The organism is Mesorhizobium sp. CA13 (assembly GCF_020165235.1).
Taxonomy (GTDB): domain Bacteria; phylum Pseudomonadota; class Alphaproteobacteria; order Rhizobiales; family Rhizobiaceae; genus Mesorhizobium.
On record NZ_JAIUHS010000008.1, the window covers coordinates 1 to 18,439 of the forward strand.

The 18,439-nt window shown below is 62.9% G+C and carries 18 protein-coding genes; 10 read left to right on the forward strand and 8 right to left on the reverse strand.

Features of this window, described 5'->3' with window-relative positions; all coding sequences use genetic code 11:
* Positions 1-249: 249 nt before the first annotated feature.
* Entirely contained in the window at positions 250-933 is a 684-nt protein-coding gene (locus LB566_RS18630) for a response regulator (protein ID WP_140495724.1), read from the forward strand.
* 9 nt (positions 934-942) lie between these two features.
* Here LB566_RS18630 and LB566_RS18635 read toward each other — a convergent pair whose 3' ends face one another.
* Together LB566_RS18635 and LB566_RS18640 are read right to left on the reverse strand one after the other, a co-directional pair.
* The gene (locus tag LB566_RS18635) at positions 943-2,283 is read right to left on the reverse strand and encodes a hybrid sensor histidine kinase/response regulator (protein ID WP_224625451.1); all 1,341 of its coding nucleotides are present in this window, start codon (positions 2,281-2,283) and stop codon (positions 943-945) included.
* 8 nt (positions 2,284-2,291) lie between these two features.
* A complete protein-coding gene (locus LB566_RS18640) occupies positions 2,292-3,428 on the reverse strand; it encodes an FIST signal transduction protein (protein ID WP_224625452.1) in 1,137 nt (378 codons plus the stop codon).
* A 305-nt stretch (positions 3,429-3,733) separates the two neighbouring features.
* Between LB566_RS18640 and LB566_RS18645 the strand changes: the two genes are divergently transcribed.
* From LB566_RS18645 to LB566_RS18665, 5 genes are all read left to right on the forward strand, one after another.
* Positions 3,734-4,222 carry a (2Fe-2S)-binding protein gene (locus LB566_RS18645; RefSeq protein ID WP_140521053.1) on the forward strand — a complete coding sequence of 163 codons (489 nt, stop codon included), beginning with the start codon at positions 3,734-3,736 and terminating at the stop codon, positions 4,220-4,222.
* 98 nt (positions 4,223-4,320) lie between these two features.
* Positions 4,321-6,669: a xanthine dehydrogenase family protein molybdopterin-binding subunit gene (locus tag LB566_RS18650; protein ID WP_224625453.1), complete on the forward strand. Its 2,349-nt coding sequence runs from the start codon at positions 4,321-4,323 to the stop codon at positions 6,667-6,669.
* A gap of 112 nt (positions 6,670-6,781) precedes the next feature.
* A complete protein-coding gene (locus LB566_RS18655) occupies positions 6,782-7,579 on the forward strand; it encodes an FAD binding domain-containing protein (RefSeq protein WP_224625454.1) in 798 nt (265 codons plus the stop codon).
* Between the two features lie 193 nt (positions 7,580-7,772).
* Positions 7,773-8,795: an acyltransferase family protein gene (locus tag LB566_RS18660; protein WP_140551426.1), complete on the forward strand. Its 1,023-nt coding sequence runs from the start codon at positions 7,773-7,775 to the stop codon at positions 8,793-8,795.
* A gap of 239 nt (positions 8,796-9,034) precedes the next feature.
* Positions 9,035-10,414, forward strand: a complete 1,380-nt coding sequence (locus LB566_RS18665) for an OFA family MFS transporter (RefSeq protein WP_140551427.1) — start codon at positions 9,035-9,037, stop codon at positions 10,412-10,414.
* Between the two features lie 155 nt (positions 10,415-10,569).
* Here the strand turns inward: LB566_RS18665 and LB566_RS18670 are convergent, their stop codons facing one another.
* Positions 10,570-11,064, reverse strand: coding sequence for a GNAT family N-acetyltransferase (locus LB566_RS18670; RefSeq protein ID WP_224625455.1), 495 nt, complete (start codon positions 11,062-11,064; stop codon positions 10,570-10,572).
* Positions 11,061-11,819 (reverse strand): copper homeostasis protein CutC, encoded by a 759-nt coding sequence (locus LB566_RS18675; RefSeq protein ID WP_224625456.1) that lies wholly within the window; start codon positions 11,817-11,819, stop codon positions 11,061-11,063. Before LB566_RS18675 ends, LB566_RS18670 begins: the two co-directional genes overlap by 4 nt.
* A gap of 199 nt (positions 11,820-12,018) precedes the next feature.
* Between LB566_RS18675 and LB566_RS18680 the strand changes: the two genes are divergently transcribed.
* Together LB566_RS18680 and LB566_RS18685 are read left to right on the forward strand one after the other, a co-directional pair.
* Entirely contained in the window at positions 12,019-12,447 is a 429-nt protein-coding gene (locus LB566_RS18680; RefSeq protein WP_224625457.1) for an SRPBCC family protein, read from the forward strand.
* A gap of 118 nt (positions 12,448-12,565) precedes the next feature.
* Positions 12,566-13,021, forward strand: coding sequence for a carboxymuconolactone decarboxylase family protein (locus tag LB566_RS18685; protein WP_224625458.1), 456 nt, complete (start codon positions 12,566-12,568; stop codon positions 13,019-13,021).
* A 69-nt stretch (positions 13,022-13,090) separates the two neighbouring features.
* Here LB566_RS18685 and LB566_RS18690 read toward each other — a convergent pair whose 3' ends face one another.
* The 4 genes from LB566_RS18690 to LB566_RS18705 all read right to left on the reverse strand — a co-directional run bounded on the left by LB566_RS18690 (position 13,091) and on the right by LB566_RS18705 (position 15,936).
* Positions 13,091-13,537 (reverse strand): hypothetical protein, encoded by a 447-nt coding sequence (locus LB566_RS18690; RefSeq protein WP_140551432.1) that lies wholly within the window; start codon positions 13,535-13,537, stop codon positions 13,091-13,093.
* 229 nt (positions 13,538-13,766) lie between these two features.
* Positions 13,767-14,198 carry a cupin domain-containing protein gene (locus LB566_RS18695; RefSeq protein WP_140551433.1) on the reverse strand — a complete coding sequence of 144 codons (432 nt, stop codon included), beginning with the start codon at positions 14,196-14,198 and terminating at the stop codon, positions 13,767-13,769.
* Positions 14,199-14,305: 107 nt separating this feature from the next.
* Positions 14,306-14,656 (reverse strand): RidA family protein, encoded by a 351-nt coding sequence (locus LB566_RS18700; RefSeq protein ID WP_224625459.1) that lies wholly within the window; start codon positions 14,654-14,656, stop codon positions 14,306-14,308.
* Positions 14,657-14,721: 65 nt separating this feature from the next.
* Complete coding sequence (locus tag LB566_RS18705; RefSeq protein ID WP_224625460.1) at positions 14,722-15,936, reverse strand: NAD(P)/FAD-dependent oxidoreductase; 1,215 nt, start codon at positions 15,934-15,936, stop codon at positions 14,722-14,724.
* A 354-nt stretch (positions 15,937-16,290) separates the two neighbouring features.
* Between LB566_RS18705 and LB566_RS18710 the strand changes: the two genes are divergently transcribed.
* On the forward strand, positions 16,291-17,292 hold the full coding sequence (locus LB566_RS18710; RefSeq protein ID WP_224625461.1) for an ornithine cyclodeaminase family protein: 1,002 nt from the start codon (positions 16,291-16,293) through the stop codon (positions 17,290-17,292).
* Positions 17,234-18,439: an aminotransferase class V-fold PLP-dependent enzyme gene (locus LB566_RS18715; protein WP_224625462.1), complete on the forward strand. Its 1,206-nt coding sequence runs from the start codon at positions 17,234-17,236 to the stop codon at positions 18,437-18,439. Before LB566_RS18710 ends, LB566_RS18715 begins: the two co-directional genes overlap by 59 nt.

An 18,439-nucleotide genomic window follows, 5' to 3' on the forward strand; every position in this document is an offset into this window, starting at 1 on the left:
GCGGGGAGGACAAAGGCGGTCATGGTCTGTCTCTGCGGTTGGATGTCGGGCCGGGGGGCACCTTCGGCCGAATTGAGGGGCCGGGCAAGGCGTCGCTTTTCATAAAGCATTGGCCGGCCCGCCCGTATAACGAACCCGGAGTTTCCATCACTTTCGCGGCGATGCATCCTCGACCGGGATAGACTATTTGCCAATAAGTCGGCCATGGTCGCGGGATTATGCTGCGGCCGGCAAACCGAAACGAGCCACATGACAGCAGCCACTGACAGCGCCCGGTTCCTGATCATCGACGATCATCCGCTGTTTCGCGAGGCGCTGCACAGCGCCGTGCAGATGGCCTATCCCGAGGTCGACACGGTAGAGGCGCGCTCGATCGCCGAGGCACTCGACCTGCTGGCCGGGACAAAGCCGTTCGACCTTGCCCTGCTCGATCTCAGCATGCCCGGCGTGCACGGCTTCGAGGGGTTGCTGCAGCTTCGGACCCGCTATCCGCGCCTGCCCGTGGTCATAGTGTCGGGTTACGAGGAGCCCAAGATCATCTCCGAGGCGCTGTCCTACGGTGCTGCCGGCTTCATCCCGAAATCGGCGCGCAAGAGCGATCTGGCCAACGCTATACGCTCGGTGATGGAGGGCGCCATCTATGTTCCGGAAACTTATGAGGGCCGCCCGCCCGACGCCGACAGCACCGACCGCGCCGACATGGTGCAGCGCCTGTCGACTTTGACGCCGCAGCAATTGCGCGTGTTGCAGATGTTGCGCCAAGGCCTGCTCAACAAGCAGATCGCCTATGAGCTGCAGGTGGGCGAGACCACCGTCAAGGCGCACGTCTCGGAGATCTTGCGCAAGCTCAACGTCTACAGCCGCACGCAAGCGGTGATCGAGGTTTCGAAGCTGGACAATGCGGAGCTGTTTCGGGACCAAGCGGGTTTTTGAGGGGCAGGTCTAAGCCAGCAGATGGGCCAGCAGCGCCCTTAACTGCGCGGGCTTGAGCGGCTTGCGCATCAGCTCGATGCCGCCGGCCCGCGCCGCCTTGGCGACGGCTTCGGAACTGTCGGCGGTTACGATCAGCGCCGGCACCGCGCGGCCGAGATAGCGGCGGACCTTCGATATGGTGGTGGTGCCGAGATCGCCGCCGTCGAGGTGCTGGTCGGCTATGACGATGTCGGGCACCCAGTCCGTGTCGCCGAGCATGTCGAGCGCGTCGTCGGTCGAGGTCGCGGCGCGCACCAGGCATTGCCAGCGTTCGAGCAACGAGGTCATCGCCTGCAGCACCTCGACATCGTTCTCGACCAGCAGAACCTTGGTGCCGAACAAGCCGTAGCCGCGCGGCCGCTCCAGGCTTGCAGCGCTGGCGACGGCGTCGGCCGTGGCACCGATGCCGACAGGGACATCGATGTGGAAGATCGTGCCGCGGCCAACCTTCGAGGAAAACGTCACGGGATGGCCGAGCGCGCCGGCGATGCGCCGCACGATGGCCAGCCCAAGGCCGAGGCCGCCGCCGGCGAGTTCGGCATTGGCTGGCATGATGCCGCGATGGAATTCCTCGAACACCGCCTCGCGCTGGTCGTCGGGAATGCCGCAGCCGGTGTCGGCGACATCGATGCGGATGGCATCGCCGCGGTGCCTGGTGCCGACAAGGACGCCGCCCGAGCGGGTGTAGCCCAGCGCATTGGAGAGGATGTTCTGCAGGATGCGGCGCAGCAGCGTGCGATCGGAGCGGACCACGGCGTTGACGGCGCGGAATTTGAGCGACAGGCCCTTCAGTTCGGCCACAGGCTGGAAATCCGACCGCAGCGACGAGAACAGCGCCTCCAGGCTGACGTCCCCAATGTCGGGCTGGACCACGCCCGCGTCGAGCTTGGAGATGTCGAGCAGCGTGCGCAGCAGGTCCTCCATCGTCTCCAGCGAGCGCTCGACCTGCCGCACCAGTTTCCGGCCCTCGTCGCTGGTCTGCACTTCGGCAAGGGCGGAGACGGACAGATGCGCCGCATTCAATGGCTGCAGCACGTCGTGGCTGGCCGCGGCGAGAAAGCGGGTCTTGGACAGGTTCGCCTGCTCGGCGTTTTCCTTGGCGGCGCTGAGGTCGATGTTCGATTGTTCCAGCCGCCGCAGGGTCGAGTGCAGTTCCTCGGTGCGCGCGCGCACCCTGCTTTCCAGGGAGATCGCGGTCTGGAACAGCGAGAAGGCGTTGCCTTGCTGGTCCATCGAACGCTCGACCCGGCTGACCAGCGCGGCGTTGATCTTCTTCAGCCTGTCGGGATCGTCTATGTCCTTGAGGGGCACGGCAGCGCTCACTCGGCGGCAGGGCGCTCGCCGAAGGCGATGCCGGTGAAGGTCTGGTTGAGATGCATCGACCGGTATTGTTCGCCATAAGTGCCGAAGCCGATGACGTTGTTGACCCGGTAGAGTTCGGAAATTTCGCGAAAGACCTGCCGGTTGCGCGCATCCAGCCGGCGCAGGACACAGTCGAAGCCGATGATCATGTCGATGCCGCCAAGCCTCGCCTCGACGTCGAGCAGAGCCGCGCGGGTCGATTCCACCATGTCCTTGGGTTGGGCGATCGACAGCACGACACCATCGTCGATGGCGCAGAAGAACGACAGCGAGCCGTCCGCGTGCATCTTCTGGATGGAGCGGCAGTAATATTCACCGCCTACCTTCACCACCACCGGATGCGAGGCGAAGCTCAGCGGCGTCAGCGTCTGCGCGACGATGCCGACCGAAGCGGCATATTCCTCGGCCGCATTGGTGGCATTGAACTCGCGCACGATGCGGTGATCGGGATCGGACGCGGTGACCACCAGTTTTTCATCGGTGGGAACGAAATTGTCGGTCTTGAAGACATGGAAAGGGATTTCCGTAGCGACCAGCACGATGATGGCGCTGTCGGACGTGACCTTGCCGTTGGAGATCAGGCTCGTCGTCTCGAATTTCAGGTCGTCACCGGCGGAACCGCCGAGCAGCGGTATGTCGTCGAGGCCCCAATGGATGGCCGAACTCACCGCTTCCTCGGCATAGGACAGCCCGTCGATGAAACAGAGCGCGAAGGTGTTCCTGGTCCGCTCGCCGCCGATACGCCCATGCAGAGTGCGTCTCAGATCCTCGACATCACCAGTGACCCTGTCCAAGCCCGATGACGAAAGGTTGTCGACCGTGGTGCTGACCGCGGTGAACGACGCCGAAGGGAGCAGCATGGCGAGGATATGGCCTTCCTCGAGGCCCTGCGGCGTGATTTCTCCGGCGGTCGAGCAGCCGGCGTAGTGGAGCGCCGGCGCATGGGCCGCGATTGCACGCGTAATGGCGCCGGCCTCGACAAGGCGCTGGGAAAAGAACAACAGGGCGAAGCCGGCCTCGATGGCGGCGGCCTCCGCCGCTACCGCGCGTGCGAAGACGTCCGGGTCGGGCTCGTCCGTGGTCAGCGCCGACAAGCCGCATGCGTAGCGCGTCCGTGAAACGGTCAGCGACGTTCTCCCGCATTTCCTCCGACGCTGCCTGTGCGCGCTGTTTATGTGCTTCTTGCGCGCCAACGTCGAAGGTCATTGTTGCCGCCAATCGGCATTTTGGCAATGGGGCGAGGGGAATGCGTGTTTCGCCTTGCCATGGCCGAAAGTACAATGATCCGGCTTTTGCGCCGCGCTGTTTTTTACGGCTTGTGCGGTGTACGAATAACGCATGGCCGAAGCCAACACCGCCTCGGCAGCGTGATGACCAAGGTGATACCCAGGGAGGATTCATGTCGGACGTTTCGTTGATGGTGAACGGAAAACAGGTCCGCGGCGCGGCCGAGGACCGGACGCTGCTGGTTCACTTCTTGCGGGAGAATCTCGGCCTCACCGGTACCCATGTCGGTTGCGATACCTCGCAATGCGGCGCCTGCGTCGTCCATGTCGACGGCAAGGCGGTGAAATCCTGTACGATGCTCGCGGTGCAAGCGTCCGGATCGAGTGTGGTGACGATCGAGGGGCTTGCCAACGGTGCCGACCTTCATCCCGTGCAGGCGGCGTTCAAGGAGCATCACGGACTGCAATGCGGCTTCTGCACGCCAGGCATGATCATGACGGCGGCCGACATGATCAAGCGCCACCCTGAAGGCCTCGACGAAGCGACGGTGCGCGCAGAGCTCGAAGGCAACATCTGCCGCTGCACCGGTTACCACAACATCGTCAAGGCGATCCTCGCCGCATCGGAGGGGATGAGCGGCAAGGTCAGGCAAGCGGCGTGAGAAAAGGGGTGAGTAGTGAGTAGCCGGTCCGAACCGGCGCCGATCTTCACTACTCACTACTCACTACTTCCTACTCACTATTTCGGGAGGAATTTCTGATGGGCATTGAAGGTGTTGGCGCTCGCGTTGCGCGCAAGGAAGACAAGCGGTTCATCACCGGCGCCGGTCGCTATGTCGACGACATGGTGGTGCCCGGCATGAAGCATGCGGCCTTCGTGCGCAGCCCGCACGCGCATGCCCAGATCGTGAAGATCGACGTCGACAAGGCGCAAGCCATGCCGGGCGTCATCGGTGTGCTGACCGGCAAGGAACTGAAGGCCGATGGCATCGGCAATCTCATCTGCGGCTGGATGATACATTCCAAGGACGGTTCCCCGATGAAGATGGGAGCCTGGTCGCCGCTGGCGGTCGACAAGGTTCGCTATGTCGGCGATGCGGTCGTCGTCGTGGTCGCCGACACCAAGGCGCAGGCGCGCGACGCCGCCGAAGCGGTCGAGATCACCTACAATGAACTCGAGGCAGTGGTGGATGCGACGAAGGCGCTCGAAAAGGGCGCTCCGCAACTCCATCCGGAAGCCGAAAACAATCTGATCTTCGACTGGGAGATCGGCGACGCCAAGGCGACCGACGCGGCGATCAAGGCGGCTTCCCACATCACTCGCATGAAAATCGTCAACAACCGGCTGGTGCCCAACGCCATGGAGCCGCGGGCAGCGCTGGGTCACTACGACAGAGCGGAAGACCATTATACCTGCTGGACGACCTCGCAGAACCCGCATGTCGCGCGGCTGGTGATGAGCGCCTTCTACAACATCGCGCCGGAAAACAAATTGCGCGTCATCGCGCCCGATGTCGGCGGCGGCTTCGGTTCCAAGATCTATATCTATCCGGAAGAGATCGTCTGCCTGTGGGCGTCCAAGAAAACCGGCGTGCCGGTGAAGTGGGTGGCCGACCGCACCGAAAGCTTCCTCTCCGACGCACATGGCCGCGATCATGTCTCGACAGTGGAAATGGCCTTCGACAAGAACAACAGGATCACCGGCCTCAAGGTCGACACGTTGGCCAATCTCGGCGCCTACATGTCGTTGTTCTCGTCCTGCGTGCCGACCTATCTCTACGCGACGCTGCTGTCGGGTCAGTACGATATCCCGGCGATCCACGCCAATGTCCGCACGGTCTACACCAACACGGCACCCGTCGATGCCTATCGCGGGGCAGGGCGTCCCGAAGCCACCTATCTCATCGAGCGCACGATGGAAACCGCGGCGCGGGAACTCGGCGTGTCGCCGGCCGAGCTTCGGCGGACCAACTTCATCACCACGTTCCCGCACCAGACACCGGTCATCATGAATTATGACGCCGGCGACTATGGCGCCTCGCTCGACGCGGCGATGGAGGCCGCCGACTATGCCGGCTTTGCCGGGCGCAAGGCGGAGGCCGCCAGGAACGGCAAGCTGCGCGGCATCGGCATGAGCTGCTACATCGAAGCATGCGGCCTGGCGCCGTCGGCGGCGGTGGGCTCGCTTGGCGCCGGCGTCGGCCTTTGGGAATCGGCCGAGGTGCGCGTCAACGCCGCCGGCACCATCGAGGTACTGACCGGCTCGCACAGCCATGGCCAAGGCCATGAGACGACCTTCGCGCAACTCGTCAACGAGCGGTTTGGGGTGCCGATCGACAGCGTCTCGATCGTCCATGGCGACACCGACAAGGTGCAGATGGGCATGGGCACCTACGGCTCGCGCTCGGGCGCGGTCGGCATGTCGGCGATTGCCAAGGCGCTGGACAAGGTCGAGGCCAAGGCCAAGAAGATCGCGGCGCACCTGCTCGAGGCCGACGAGGGCGACATCGTCATCGAGAACGGCGCGCTGAAGGTCGCCGGCACCGACAAAAACGTGCCGTGGTTCCAGATGGCGCTGGCGGCCTATACCGCTCATAATTTGCCCGGTGGCATGGAGCCGGGATTGAAGGAGACGGCGTTTTACGACCCGTCCAATTTCACCTTTCCGGCCGGCTGCTACATCTGCGAGGTCGAGATCGATCCGGAGACCGGAACGACCGAGATCATCCAGTTCGTCGCAGCCGACGATTTCGGCAACATCATCAACCCGATGATCGTCGAGGGCCAGGTGCATGGCGGCATCGCGCAGGGCATCGGCCAGGCGCTGCTCGAAGGCGCCCACTATGACGCCGACGGCCAGCTCCTGACCGCGAGCTACATGGACTACACCATGCCGCGCGCCGACGACCTGCCTTCGTTCAAGATCTCGACCTCGAACACGCCGTGTCCGGGCAATCCGCTCGGCATCAAGGGCTGCGGCGAGGCCGGCGCCATCGGCTCGCCGCCGGCGGTGATCAACGCCATCACCGACGCCATAGGAATCGCCGATATCGCCATGCCGGCTTCGCCGTCCACGGTGTGGGCCGCGATCCGTGCGACGAAGCATTGAAAAGCGAATAGGAAGTAGGGAGTAGCGAGTAGGGGAAAAGCGTGATGCGAAGGGAAGGTCCTATTCGCTAACTCGCTATTGCCTATTCGCTCTTCCCGAAGGGAGAGAGACAATGTACGCAGTCAATTACCACCGCGCCGCCTCAGTCGCCGATGCCGCGAAGCTCGTCACGGGCGGCGACGCCAAGTTGCTGGCGGGCGGCATGACCCTGATCCCGGCCATGAAGACGCGGCTGGCGGCCCCTTCCGATGTCGTCGACCTGTCGCGGATCAAGGAATTGCAAGGCGTGACAGTGTCCGGCAGGACGGTCACGATCGGCGCCGCCACCACGCATTTCGATGTTGCCAGCGACGACACGTTGAAACAAGCCTGTCCGGCGCTCGCCCATCTGGCATCGATGATCGGCGATCCGGCAGTGCGCTACAGGGGCACGATCGGCGGCTCGATCGCCAACAACGACCCGGCGGCCGATTATCCGGCGGCCATGCTGGCGCTAAGTGCAACAATCATTACCAATACACGCCAGATCGCGGCCGCCGAATTCTTTAAAGGCCTGTTCGAGACGGCGCTGGAGGATGGCGAAATCGTCACCGCCGTCACCTTCACCGCGCCGTCAAAGGCAGCCTATGAAAAGTTCCGCAATCCGGCCTCTCGCTACGCCATTGTCGGTGTGTTCGTGGCCAAGGGTGAGGACGGCGTCCGCGTCGCCGTGACCGGCGCCGGCGACGATGGCGTCTTCCGCTCGAAGGAGATCGAGGCCGCGCTTGCGAAGGACTTCGTGGCTTCGGCGCTCGACGGCGTCAAGGTGCCGCCGACCAAGCTGATGAGCGATATCCACGCTTCCGCCGAATACCGTGCCAATCTGGTCGCGGTCATGGCCAAGCGCGCGGTGGCCGCCGCCAACGCCTGATTCCTTTCTGCTCCTGTCAGGCAGGAGAGGGACTTCGCGCCCCTTTTCCGCAGACGGGCGCATTGTGGCAATCTCGCACTTGCACAAAGCGATATTGCACTGCACTATGCCGGCGATCAAACGCGAGCCGGGTTCGGAGTGTTCATCACGACCTGCGACCCCTATTCGCATGTTTCGATGCGAAGGGAGCGGCATGACCGACATCTCCGCGACGCATGTTGTGCCGCCAAGACCCGTCGCCGACAGATCCGCCAGGACAAGACTGGCCTATCTCGACGGCTGGCGCGGACTTTCGATCGCGCTGGTGCTCATCGGCCATTTCTTTCCCGTTGCAGGGATCAATCTTGGCGTGCTGGGCGTCGAATTCTTCTTCGTGCTCAGCGGCCGGCTGATGGCCGAGATCCTGTTCGTCGAGCGCTACCCGCTGAAGAAATTCTTCAAGCGCCGCTTCTCCCGCATCTATCCCGCACTGCTGGTGTTCGTGATCGTTTCGATGATTGCGCTGTCGGGCACGTTCGTCGCCTTCAAATGGAAGGCGGCGCTGACGGCGCTGACATTCACCTACAACTATGCCGGAATTCTCGTGAACCGCGCCGGCGCGCTCGACCACATCTGGTCGCTCTGCGTCGAAGAGCATGCCTACATAATCCTGGCCGCGATCAGCGCGTTCGTCGCAAGCCGCAGCCGCGTCATCCCGCTGCTCCTGGTGCTGGCGGTGCTGGCCATGGCAAACGGTGCCGTTTCGTACTGGTTCCTGCATATGGATTACGAAACCACATACTGGCGCACCGACGTGCACATTGCGTCGATCCTGCTGTCGGCCGCCATCTGCCTGCTGAAGGCCGACGGCAAGCTGCCGGCCCTGTTGAATGGCCGCTATGTGGCGGTGGCGGCAGCCGTCGCGGCGGTGCTTCTGTTCATGGACCCGGTACCGACCCCGATCCACTATCTGGTCGCCGTGCCGCTGCTGGCGGTTGCCGTCAACGCTCTCGATTTCAGCACGAGATTGTTTTCCGGACTGCTGTCGTCCTGGCCTATGGCGACGCTGGGCCTATGGTCCTATTCGCTCTATCTGTGGCAGCAGCCATTCTACAAATTCGTCTATGAGCGAGGCAGCGACCCATGGCTGATGCTGGCTGGGGTCTTTGCCTGCGCGCTCTGCAGCTATTATGTCATCGAGCGGCCGTCGCGTGAGTGGCTGAACCGCAACTGGTGAGTGACGCCGCAGCGTCCTTCCCTTGCGTTGCATAGCGGCCAAGGTCAGCCTCGCTCGATCCCGCCTGTTCGGCAGCTTGTTTGGTAAGTTCATCCTAATCTATCCAAGGGTGACCTGGCGATCTGCTTGCCGGACAGCCCAATGTCCTTAGACATTGGTACTATGGCAGCTATTCCTTGTTGTCCCGCCCCGTGCTCCGCCTAGTTTGTTCGAAACAGAACATTGCATGGGAGGATGGAATGGCAACGACCAGGGAAAACGCCGGCGGCTGGCTCGACCGGTCGCGCACGATCGCCGAGCCCGGTTTCAGCAGATGGATGGTGCCGCCGGCGGCATTGTGCATTCATCTTTGCATCGGTCAGGCCTACGCGTTCAGCGTCTTCAACCTGCCGATGTCGAAACTGATCGGTATCACCGATTCGGCGCCCGACGATTGGAAGCTGACCGGACTCGGCTGGATTTTTTCGATCGCGATCCTGTTCCTTGGCCTCGCGGCAGCTTTCGGCGGCGGTTGGCTGGATCGCGTCGGCCCGCGCAAGGCGATGGTCGCGGCCGCCTGCTGTTTCGGCGGTGGTTTCATCGTGTCGGCGCTCGGCGTCACCTTGCATCAATTGTGGATCATCTATCTCGGCTACGGCGTCCTGGGCGGCATCGGCCTGGGGCTCGGCTACATCTCGCCGGTCAAGACGCTGATCACCTGGTTTCCCGACCGGCCGGGCATGGCGACAGGCATGGCGATCATGGGGTTTGGCGGCGGAGCCTTCATCGCTTCGCCGCTTTCGGTCTATCTGTTGAAGCTGTTTTCGACCCCGCAGCATATCGGTGTCGCCGAAACCTTCATCGTGCTGGGCATCGTCTACTTCATCTTCATGCTGATCGGCGCTGTCATCGTCCGGGTGCCGCCCGATGGCTGGCGTCCGGCCGGCTGGACGCCGCCGGCGACACAAAACACGATGGTCACAACCGCCAACGTCCATCTCGACGACGCGTTGAAGACACCGCAGTTCTGGCTACTGTGGGGCGTGCTGTGCCTCAATGTGACGGCCGGCATCGGCGTTCTCGGCCAAGCCTCCGCCATGAGCCAGGAGATGTTCCCGGGACGCATCACGCCGGCGGCTGCCGCCGGCTTCGTCGGCCTGCTGTCGATCTTCAACATGCTCGGCCGCTTCTTCTGGGCATCGACCAGCGACTATATCGGCCGCAAGACGACCTACGCGGTCTTCTTCGTGCTGGGCGTGATCCTTTATGCGGTGGTGCCGTGGACGGGCCAGTCGGGCAACGTGTTCCTGTTCGTGCTGTTCTATGGCGTCATCTTGAGCATGTATGGCGGCGGCTTTTCCACCATTCCGGCCTATCTGCGCGATGTCTTCGGCGTGCGGTATGTCGGTGCCATCCATGGCCGCCTGCTGACGGCGTGGTCGGTGGCGGGCGTGCTGGGGCCGGTCCTGGTCAACTACATCAGGCAGTACCAGATCGATGCAGGAGTAGCGAAAGCCGATGCCTACACGGTCACCATGTATATCATGGCCGGCCTGCTCGTCGTCGGTTTCCTGCTCAACCTGATGATGCGGCCGGTGAATGCACGGTTCCACATGAAGGCCGAACCGGCTGCAGCATAAGGAGAGTGATCATGGCGCAAGACAACAGCAATTCTGTCAAATTGGTCCTTGCCTGGCTGCTGGTCGGCATCCCGCTGTTGTGGGGGTTCTGGACGACGCTGGTCAGTGCGGCGGCGTTGTTCCAGTAGTGGCAGAGACCTGGAAAGGAGCAGCGCTCAGGCGATGATCCGCCTGACGTAGTAGCGCACCGCCTTCTTGCCGCCGTGGATCACCGCGTCGCCGACCTCGGTGAAGCCGAGCGCGGCATGGAAGGCGTCCGAAGCCGGATTGGGCGGGTCGGCATTGACCTCGCATGTGACCAGTGCGTGGCCGGCGCGTGTGGCGTGCTCAAACAGGTCCTGGTAGAGCAGGCGGGCATGGCCGCGGCCACGGGCTTGCGCCGCCACCACGACACGATCGACATAGACGAAGCGCTCGTAGCGTCCGCGAAACCAGAGAAAATTCGGGCTGTCGTACCGGGCTCCCTGATCGAAGGTCATGATGAAGGCTTCGAGCGCGCCGATGCGGCGCGCATAGAACGCCTCGCCAAGCAGGAAAGACAGGCGCTCGGGCTCAAGCCACGACAATTCGGCGGCATGCTCGTTGTTGAGCGCGAGTATGGCCGCTTCGTCACTTTGCGAGACACGGCTGATCGGGGAGAGGGCGGTCATGCCTTGGCCGCCGCGATCGTCGCTGCCACAAGCGGCGTATCGGTTAGCGTATTGCGATACTCGCGGTCGAGGTCGGAGCCGCCCATGCCGACCTTGGGATTGCGGTAGCGCATGGCGCTGGGCACCTCCTTGAGGGCGGCAAAATGCATTTCGGATAGTCCAGTCCTTTGCCGCACCTCGGCAATGTTGCCTAGATCGAGCCCGCCGCAGCCGAGAATGACGATGCGATCGCCTCCCTGTCGCACCAGGTCCGCCAACAGCGACAGGCCTTCCATCGCCGTGTCGCGCTGGCCGCTGGTCAGCACGCGGCCGACCTTGCAGCGGATCAGCGCTTCCAACGCCTCGGCCGGGTCGCGCGTCATGTCGAAAGCGCGGTGACAAGTGACGTTGAGGCCGCCGGCGGCCTCCGTCAATTCGCTCATGCGGCGCTCGTCGATGGTGCCTTGGACGGTGAGGCAGCCGAATACCACGCCTGATACACCGAGGTCGCGCAGGGCGGCTACGTCGGCCAGCATCGAACGGTACTCGGTTTCGCTGTAGAGAAAATCGCCGCCACGCGGCCGCACCATGACATGGACCGGCACAGTCGCCTTGTCGAGGGCGGCGCGCACGGTCCCCAGGCTCGGCGTGATGCCGCCTTCGACGAGGCTGGCGCACAGTTCGACCCTGTCGGCGCCGCCGGCCTGCGCGGCCAGAAGGCCATCAATGCCCTCGACACAGATTTCGATCAGCGGCGGGCGGACTTCTTCAGTCAAGGTGTGATCCTGTCCATGATGTTGTGAGAAGCCCGTAGCATCCGGGCGGCCAGCGCGAAAGCAGGAACGGCACGTCGCATTGGACCAGGGGGGATTTCCCTGCTTGACAGTTTTATAACTAAATGGTTATGAATTAATCCATAGCCGTCGGGTTATTGATCGCGAGCGGCCGCTCGACAACGACAAAGAGGAGCAGGGCATGACACAGACCAAATCGATCGTCGTTGAACGGCTGATTCCGCATTCGGCGGAGAAGATATGGCGTGCGCTGACGGTGCCCGAACTTGTCGCAGAATGGCTCATGCAGAACGACTTCGCGCCGCAAGAGGGGCATTGCTTCACCTTCCGCGCTTCACCGGTACCGGGCTGGTCGGGGGTGACGAACTGCGTCGTGCTGAAAGTCGAGGCGCCACGCCTGCTTGCCTATAGCTGGGGCCACGGAAGCGAATCCGACAGCGGGCTGAAAACCGTGGTGACCTGGTCGCTCACGCCTGAGGGCGCGGCGACCCGGGTGCGGATGGAGCACTCGGGATTCCGGCCGGCCGACGAGCGTGGATATGTCGGCATGGGAAGCGGCTGGCCGCGTATTCTTGAGCGGCTTGAGCACGTGGCTGCGAAGCAAGGCTGAGCGCCGACTCTCCTCGATCAGCCGGCCGGCATGGCCGGCGAACCACAATAAGTCTCCCGGATGCGCCGCTTCCGGGCAATGGCAAACCGCGCCCAAACGTTTCAAACGGAGAAAGACCATGGAAGCCAGACTCAAGAACCCCGTGATGCTCATTCCCGGCGCCTTGCAGGCACTGCTGGCACTGGACAAGTCGACCGACGCGGCCGGTTTGCCCTATGTGACGCGCAAACTCGTCCATCTGCGCGCCAGCCAGATCAATGGCTGCTCGGTTTGCGTCGACATGCATGCGCGCGAACTCAAGAAGGCCGGCGAGAAGGACGAACGCATCTTTGCCTTGTCGGCCTGGCGGGAAACGCCGTACTTCACCGATGCCGAACGCGCCGCGCTTACCCTTGCCGAGGCCGGCACAAGGCTGGCCGACCGAACGGATGCAGTGACGGACGAGGTATGGGACGAGGCCGCCCGGCACTATGACGAAAAGGCGCTTGCCGGGCTCGTCATCCAGATCGCCGTGATCAACGCCTTCAACCGGCTGAACGCCACGACGCGGCAGATGGCCGGCGCCTGGGGCTAGGGCCGCGCAAAGGCGAGCCGTGCCCCGGTGCAATGGACGCTGGAATCTCGGGGCACCCAAGCCGCTTGCCTAGCCCGGCCGGGTCGCGGCCGGCGGCAGTTCGAACAGTTTGGCGCCATTTTCCTCGCCGCGCTCGACATAGCCGATGGTGCGAAACCATTTTGCGATTTCCGGTCCCGTGAGCCAGCTGCGGGAGTGAATAGGGAGATTCCCGGCGAGCGCCTGGATCTGCCTGATATGCCGCCTGCAGAAACGCACGGTCGCGGCCCTGAAAAAGCCCTCGCGCGCGGCGAACAACGTGTCCGCGGCATCGCCATGCTCGTGCCAGGCTATGATCGCCACGGTCCCGTCGCTGTCGACAAGGGCATGGGCGCGGCCCTCCTTCAGGTTCATCATCAGATTGTCGTAGGCGACCTTGCTGTCCTTGCCGGCGGCGATGTATTCGTCCGACATCCGCTTGGACAAATGGCGAAACACGTCTTCCAGATCGCCGACCGTCGCTGTTCGTGCTCTCATTTCTGCTCCTTGAGCCCCGGCAGGGAGTTTGCTCCAGGAAAAGGCATTCACCAAGCAAAGGGATTCCGCGAAGAACTCGGCACGAGGAATCCGGTTCCGCCGGTAAGGCGGGCAACCGGCATAGCATCGTCAGCCCGGTCGTGCGGAACCGGATGTGAAGAGCTGTGCCAACGACTTCGCGCGGCGCGTTCCTGTGGCGAGGCAGTCGAGGAGCCAGAGCAGCGGTGGCTTACTGGCGCAAAACCGTGTTCTTGGCGCCTTGTTCGACCTGGTCGATCACCAGAAGCTTGACCGGGTTGTCGCCGATATTGGTGGCCTGATGCCACTGCCCGATCATCTCGATGATGAAATCGCCAGTCTGGTAGGTGTTGCTGTTGCCGGTCTCGACATTGGTGACCTTCAACGTGCCGGCTTCGACATAGGCATAGCGCGGGAACGGATGCTTGTGCACCGGCAAGGTCGCGCCGGGCGCTATGTCGTAGGTCGACACCAGCACCTGCACGTTCTTCTGCGGCAGCGTGATCGGCTGGCCGGAAGCGGTGGTCGTGCGCGAGGCGAGGGGTGTCACGACGACGGGCGTGCCGCTGCTGTCCAGCGCATGAGCGCCGGTTGCGAACGCTGCAGCCGCCAGCAGCAAGGCCGATGCCAGGATTTTTCGCATGATTCCTCCCCGAACCGCCGCATCTATCGCGCCGCGAAAGCCCGCGCGCAAGCATGCCGCTGACGAATCTGATCGGACTCGTAGACCTTGACGTGGCGGGCGACGTGTCAGATCGCTGCGGTAAGCTGAATCTCGACGCGGATCTCGGGCAGCGCGAAGCTTGCTCCGACCGTCGCGCGTGCCGGGGGCTCCACGCCGTCGAGCCATGTGACCCAAGCCTTGTTCATGGCGTCGAAGTCTTCGACGTCCCTCAACCAGATCTGCGCGAACAGCAGCTTCGATCTATCCGAACCGACGCTCGCCAGGAGGCGCTCCGCCTTTTCCAATATCTCCTTCGTCTGGTCAGGCGTGCCGTTTTTCTTGTCATCGGCCGTCAAGCCCGAGAGATAAACCGTGCCGTTATGAACGACGATCCGGCTAAGCCGTTCGTTCTTATCGAATCTTTCGATGTTCGCCATGGCGGAGGTCCTAACTGTATTGGTCAAAAGTAGGCCGCTGCGGCCAATCCCGCAGCCTGCGGGGATCAAACGTGCGCGACTGCGGAGCGCTGAGCGTGGACCTGGAAGAAGCGTTGCGGGCGAAACGTCTCCATTTCATCATGGATTTTGCCGCGCACGACTTCGTCGGCGACCACCTTGCCCAATTGCGGGCCGATGGTCACACCGCTGTGCGTTACGGCCATGTAGTGGCCGACGATGTCCGGCATGGCGCCGGCGACGGTGTAGCCGTCCTCCGGGAACGGCCGGACAGTGGTGCGAATGGCTTCCACACCTGCATCGCGGAGCGACGGCAGGACCTTGGCCGCCGCATCCAGGAGCGTCGACGCCTCGCCCCCCGTTGGGCTGAGCGCCTCCGGCTTCTCCAGGGTCATGTCCACCGAGACCTTATGGATCATGATGCGGCCCGCTCCGTCGGGACGGATATCCAGATCGTCGGCATGCAGCTGGCTCCGGAGCGTCAACGCCACCGGCGGGGTGAAGGCGAGCACGCCTATGGTCGAGGAAAGTGGGATGCCCTGGGCATCGCCGAGCCTCTCACTAGACCAGCCGCCGGTGCAGCTCACGACGGCATCCGCGGCGTGCCGGTCTCCATCCGCCGTGCGAACTGCCCGTACGCGCCCGCTTTCGGTCTCGATCTCGGTCACGCGTGAACCGAGTTTGACCTGTGCTCCCCAGCGCTCGTTCGCCGCCCGCAAAAGCCAGGCTGAGTAGAGCACCGGATCGACCCAGCCTTCTTCCGGATAATAGGAGATCGGACAATCGCCGAAGGCGGAGACATCGATATCGGGCTCCATCTCAGCAACACGCTTCTTGTCGATCCACTCGACGCCGTAGCCCCATTCCTTCATCTGCCTGAAGTTCTCGAAATAATCGTCCATCGACTCCGGCTCCGTTCGCCAATCGAAACTGCCGGTCTGGGTGAGCCAGGGAACGATGCCGAAGTCGCGCTTGAGTTCAAGATGGGCGCGCATTCCCGAGACGTTCAGATCGAAATACGGCCGGGGCCGCTTGGTCGTCGCATTTGTCCAGGCAAAGCTTACCGCCGACGTGCCGCCTGCTATCCTTCCGGCCTCCAGCACGACGACGCTTGCTCCCGCCTTGGCGCACTCATAGGCGGTGGAACTGCCGATAATGCCGGAACCGATGACCACGACACGCATAAAAGATGACCTCCAATAAATTACCGAGCTAATGACGCCATCCGATGCGAGTAATCTCTGAAAGACGAATCGATGCAAATGCCGTTATATCGTTGAGGGATGTTGCTGGAGTTTTTGACAGTACTGCTGACGCCGCTCGCTTAATTCGATCGACGCCTGCGGTGTGTTTGCAATCCCGCACAACATCCTCGGTTGCCTGAAAACATTGCAATGGGTGCCAACTAGGGTCAATTGAACTGGTCGCTGCCGTTCATGGCCAAAAGTTATGAACCAGTGTCCCGGCCACCTCCAGCCGCATAGGTCGGCCCATTAGTCCGCGCGGGCAACTTCCCGCGCGAGGTTATCAAATTCGGGCGCAACCGTTTGCGAGGGCAATGCTACGCTTGGCGAAGATCGGCGTATCAGCGATCTCGGAACGGGAGAGACTGCGGAGTGAATGGCGAGCCGGAATTCCTCCTGATCGACAAGAACGCGATCCGGGACATTTTGAGCCTCTCCCTGGCTCTTGACACGACCGAGGCCGCACTGCGCAAAACATCGAGCGGCATGGCGCGCCAGCAGATCAGGCGCACGCTCGAACTTCCGGGCGCGGCCGGGAGTTGTCTGTCGCTCATGTATGCTGCGCTGGATGACCGGCCGCTGTTCGGGGCGAAGGTGCTTTCCGTGTTTCCTGACAATTTCGCGCATGGATTCGCGTCTCACCGCGGCGGTGTCTTCCTGTTCGACAAGGATCATGGACGGCCTGTAGCCTTGATCGATGGGGGAGAGCTTACGGCTTGGCGGACCGCGGCGGCCAGTGCTGTCGCGACGAGGGCACTTTCGCGCGAAGACAGCACCACGTTGACACTGTTCGGATATGGCGAGCAAGCGCGCCGGCATGTCGCGGCTATTGCAGGCGTCCGGCCAATCCATGCGATCCATGTTTGGGGCCGCGATTTTGCAAAGGCACAGCGCTTCGTCGAGGAGCAGTCAGCCGCCGGATTCCAGGCGAAGGCACATCGCGACCCTGGCGAGGCCGTTCGCGAGGCCGACATCATCTGCACCACGACATCTTCCGAAAAGCCGGTGCTGTGCGGCGAATGGCTTCCGCCTGGCGTTCACATCAATGCGGTCGGGGCGAGCGTCGCTTCATGCCGCGAGCTCGACCTCGACTGTGTGCGCAGAGCGCAGATCTGGGTCGACTACCTGCCTATGGCGCTGACGGCTGCGGGAGAACTGATCGAGGCGATTGAAACCGGCGTGATCGGCGTCGATCATATCCGTGGCGAGGTCGGCGACGTGCTGGCAGGTGCGAAACCCGGCCGCACTGGCGACGATCAGATCACGCTTTTCCGGTCTCTCGGCGTTCCCGCGCAAGACATCGAGCTTGCCAATCTTGTCTATATCTGCGCCCGCAACGCCGGACTCGGCACCTCAATTGATTTCAGGTTGTGATGCCATGCTGAGCTGCCAACGAAATCTTTTCTCCATTCCCCGCGAGACAGCTTATCTGGATGCCGCATACATGTCTCCGATCCCGACCGCCGCCGTCGCGGCCGGCGAGGCTGGCGTCAGGGTGAAAGCCGAGCCCTGGAAAATGACCATCGCCTCTTATTACGACGAGGTCGAAGAGGCGCGGCAGCTTGCCGCATCAATGGTGGGCGCCGATGCCGACGAAATAGCCATTGTGGCCGCCACCAGCTATGGCATGGCTATCGCAGCCGCCAACGTTCCGGTTCCGGCAGGTTCGGCCATCCTTCTGATGGAGAACGAACACACCTCGCACAGATATGTCTGGTACGACCTCGCGCAACGCGCCGGCGCCTGCGTCGATATCGTCCCGCAACCAGCCGACGGCGACTGGACCAGCGCGATCGTATCGGCAATCCAAAACTCGAGCCGTCCCATCGCGGTCGTCGCGGGGACGCTGGTGCATTGGTTCGAGGGCATGGCGATCGACCTGGAGGCAGTGGCCGCCGCCACACGGGCAGCGGGCGCCAGTCTCGTCGTTGACGGAACCCAGTGGGTTGGCGCGATACCCTTCGATGTCCGGCGCGTCCGACCGGACTTTCTCGTCTTTGCCACCTACAAGTTCCTTCTGGGGCCATATCGCCTCGCATTCCTTTACGCCGACCGGCGTTGGCACACAGAGGGGCGCACTCTGGAGCATCATTCATGGAACCGGATGGGTGGGGACAAGTCGGACTTCTACAAGGTGGCCGTGGCCGAGTTTCTTCCCGGCGCGCGGCGGTTCGACATGGGGGAACGCTCCGATTTCGCGGTCCTGCCCATCGCGATCGCCGCAATGAAGCTCATCCGCGGATGGACCGTCGAACGCGTGTTTGAGCGCCTGCGTCACCTTAGCGAGCTTGTCTGGGCGCAGGCGGAAAGCAGAGGGCTGCCGCTCACGCGTCCGCGACACCCAACGCCCCATATCGCGATCCTCGATATAGGCGACCGTCTTGCGCCGGACGCGGCACAAGAGCTGAAGCGGGCTGACGTGCACGTCACGCTGCGGGGCACGAAGATGCGCGTGTCGCCGCATGTCTACAATGACGATGCCGATATCGGCCGCCTGTTCGAATGCCTGCCGCTCCGCTAG

Bases quoted from the DNA above. Each gene is read 5' to 3' on its own strand.
- LB566_RS18680 (WP_224625457.1), top strand. From the start codon at position 12,019: ATGACACAGACCAAATCGATCGTCGTTGAACGGCTGATTCCGCATTCG.
- LB566_RS18695 (WP_140551433.1), bottom strand. From the start codon at position 14,198: ATGCGAAAAATCCTGGCATCGGCCTTGCTGCTGGCGGCTGCAGCGTTC.
- LB566_RS18665 (WP_140551427.1), top strand. From the start codon at position 9,035: ATGGCAACGACCAGGGAAAACGCCGGCGGCTGGCTCGACCGGTCGCGC.
- LB566_RS18650 (WP_224625453.1), top strand. From the start codon at position 4,321: ATGGGCATTGAAGGTGTTGGCGCTCGCGTTGCGCGCAAGGAAGACAAG.
- LB566_RS18645 (WP_140521053.1), top strand. From the start codon at position 3,734: ATGTCGGACGTTTCGTTGATGGTGAACGGAAAACAGGTCCGCGGCGCG.
- LB566_RS18655 (WP_224625454.1), top strand. From the start codon at position 6,782: ATGTACGCAGTCAATTACCACCGCGCCGCCTCAGTCGCCGATGCCGCG.
- LB566_RS18685 (WP_224625458.1), top strand. From the start codon at position 12,566: ATGGAAGCCAGACTCAAGAACCCCGTGATGCTCATTCCCGGCGCCTTG.
- LB566_RS18670 (WP_224625455.1), bottom strand. From the start codon at position 11,064: ATGACCGCCCTCTCCCCGATCAGCCGTGTCTCGCAAAGTGACGAAGCG.
- LB566_RS18700 (WP_224625459.1), bottom strand. From the start codon at position 14,656: ATGGCGAACATCGAAAGATTCGATAAGAACGAACGGCTTAGCCGGATC.
- LB566_RS18660 (WP_140551426.1), top strand. From the start codon at position 7,773: ATGACCGACATCTCCGCGACGCATGTTGTGCCGCCAAGACCCGTCGCC.
- LB566_RS18690 (WP_140551432.1), bottom strand. From the start codon at position 13,537: ATGAGAGCACGAACAGCGACGGTCGGCGATCTGGAAGACGTGTTTCGC.
- LB566_RS18630 (WP_140495724.1), top strand. From the start codon at position 250: ATGACAGCAGCCACTGACAGCGCCCGGTTCCTGATCATCGACGATCAT.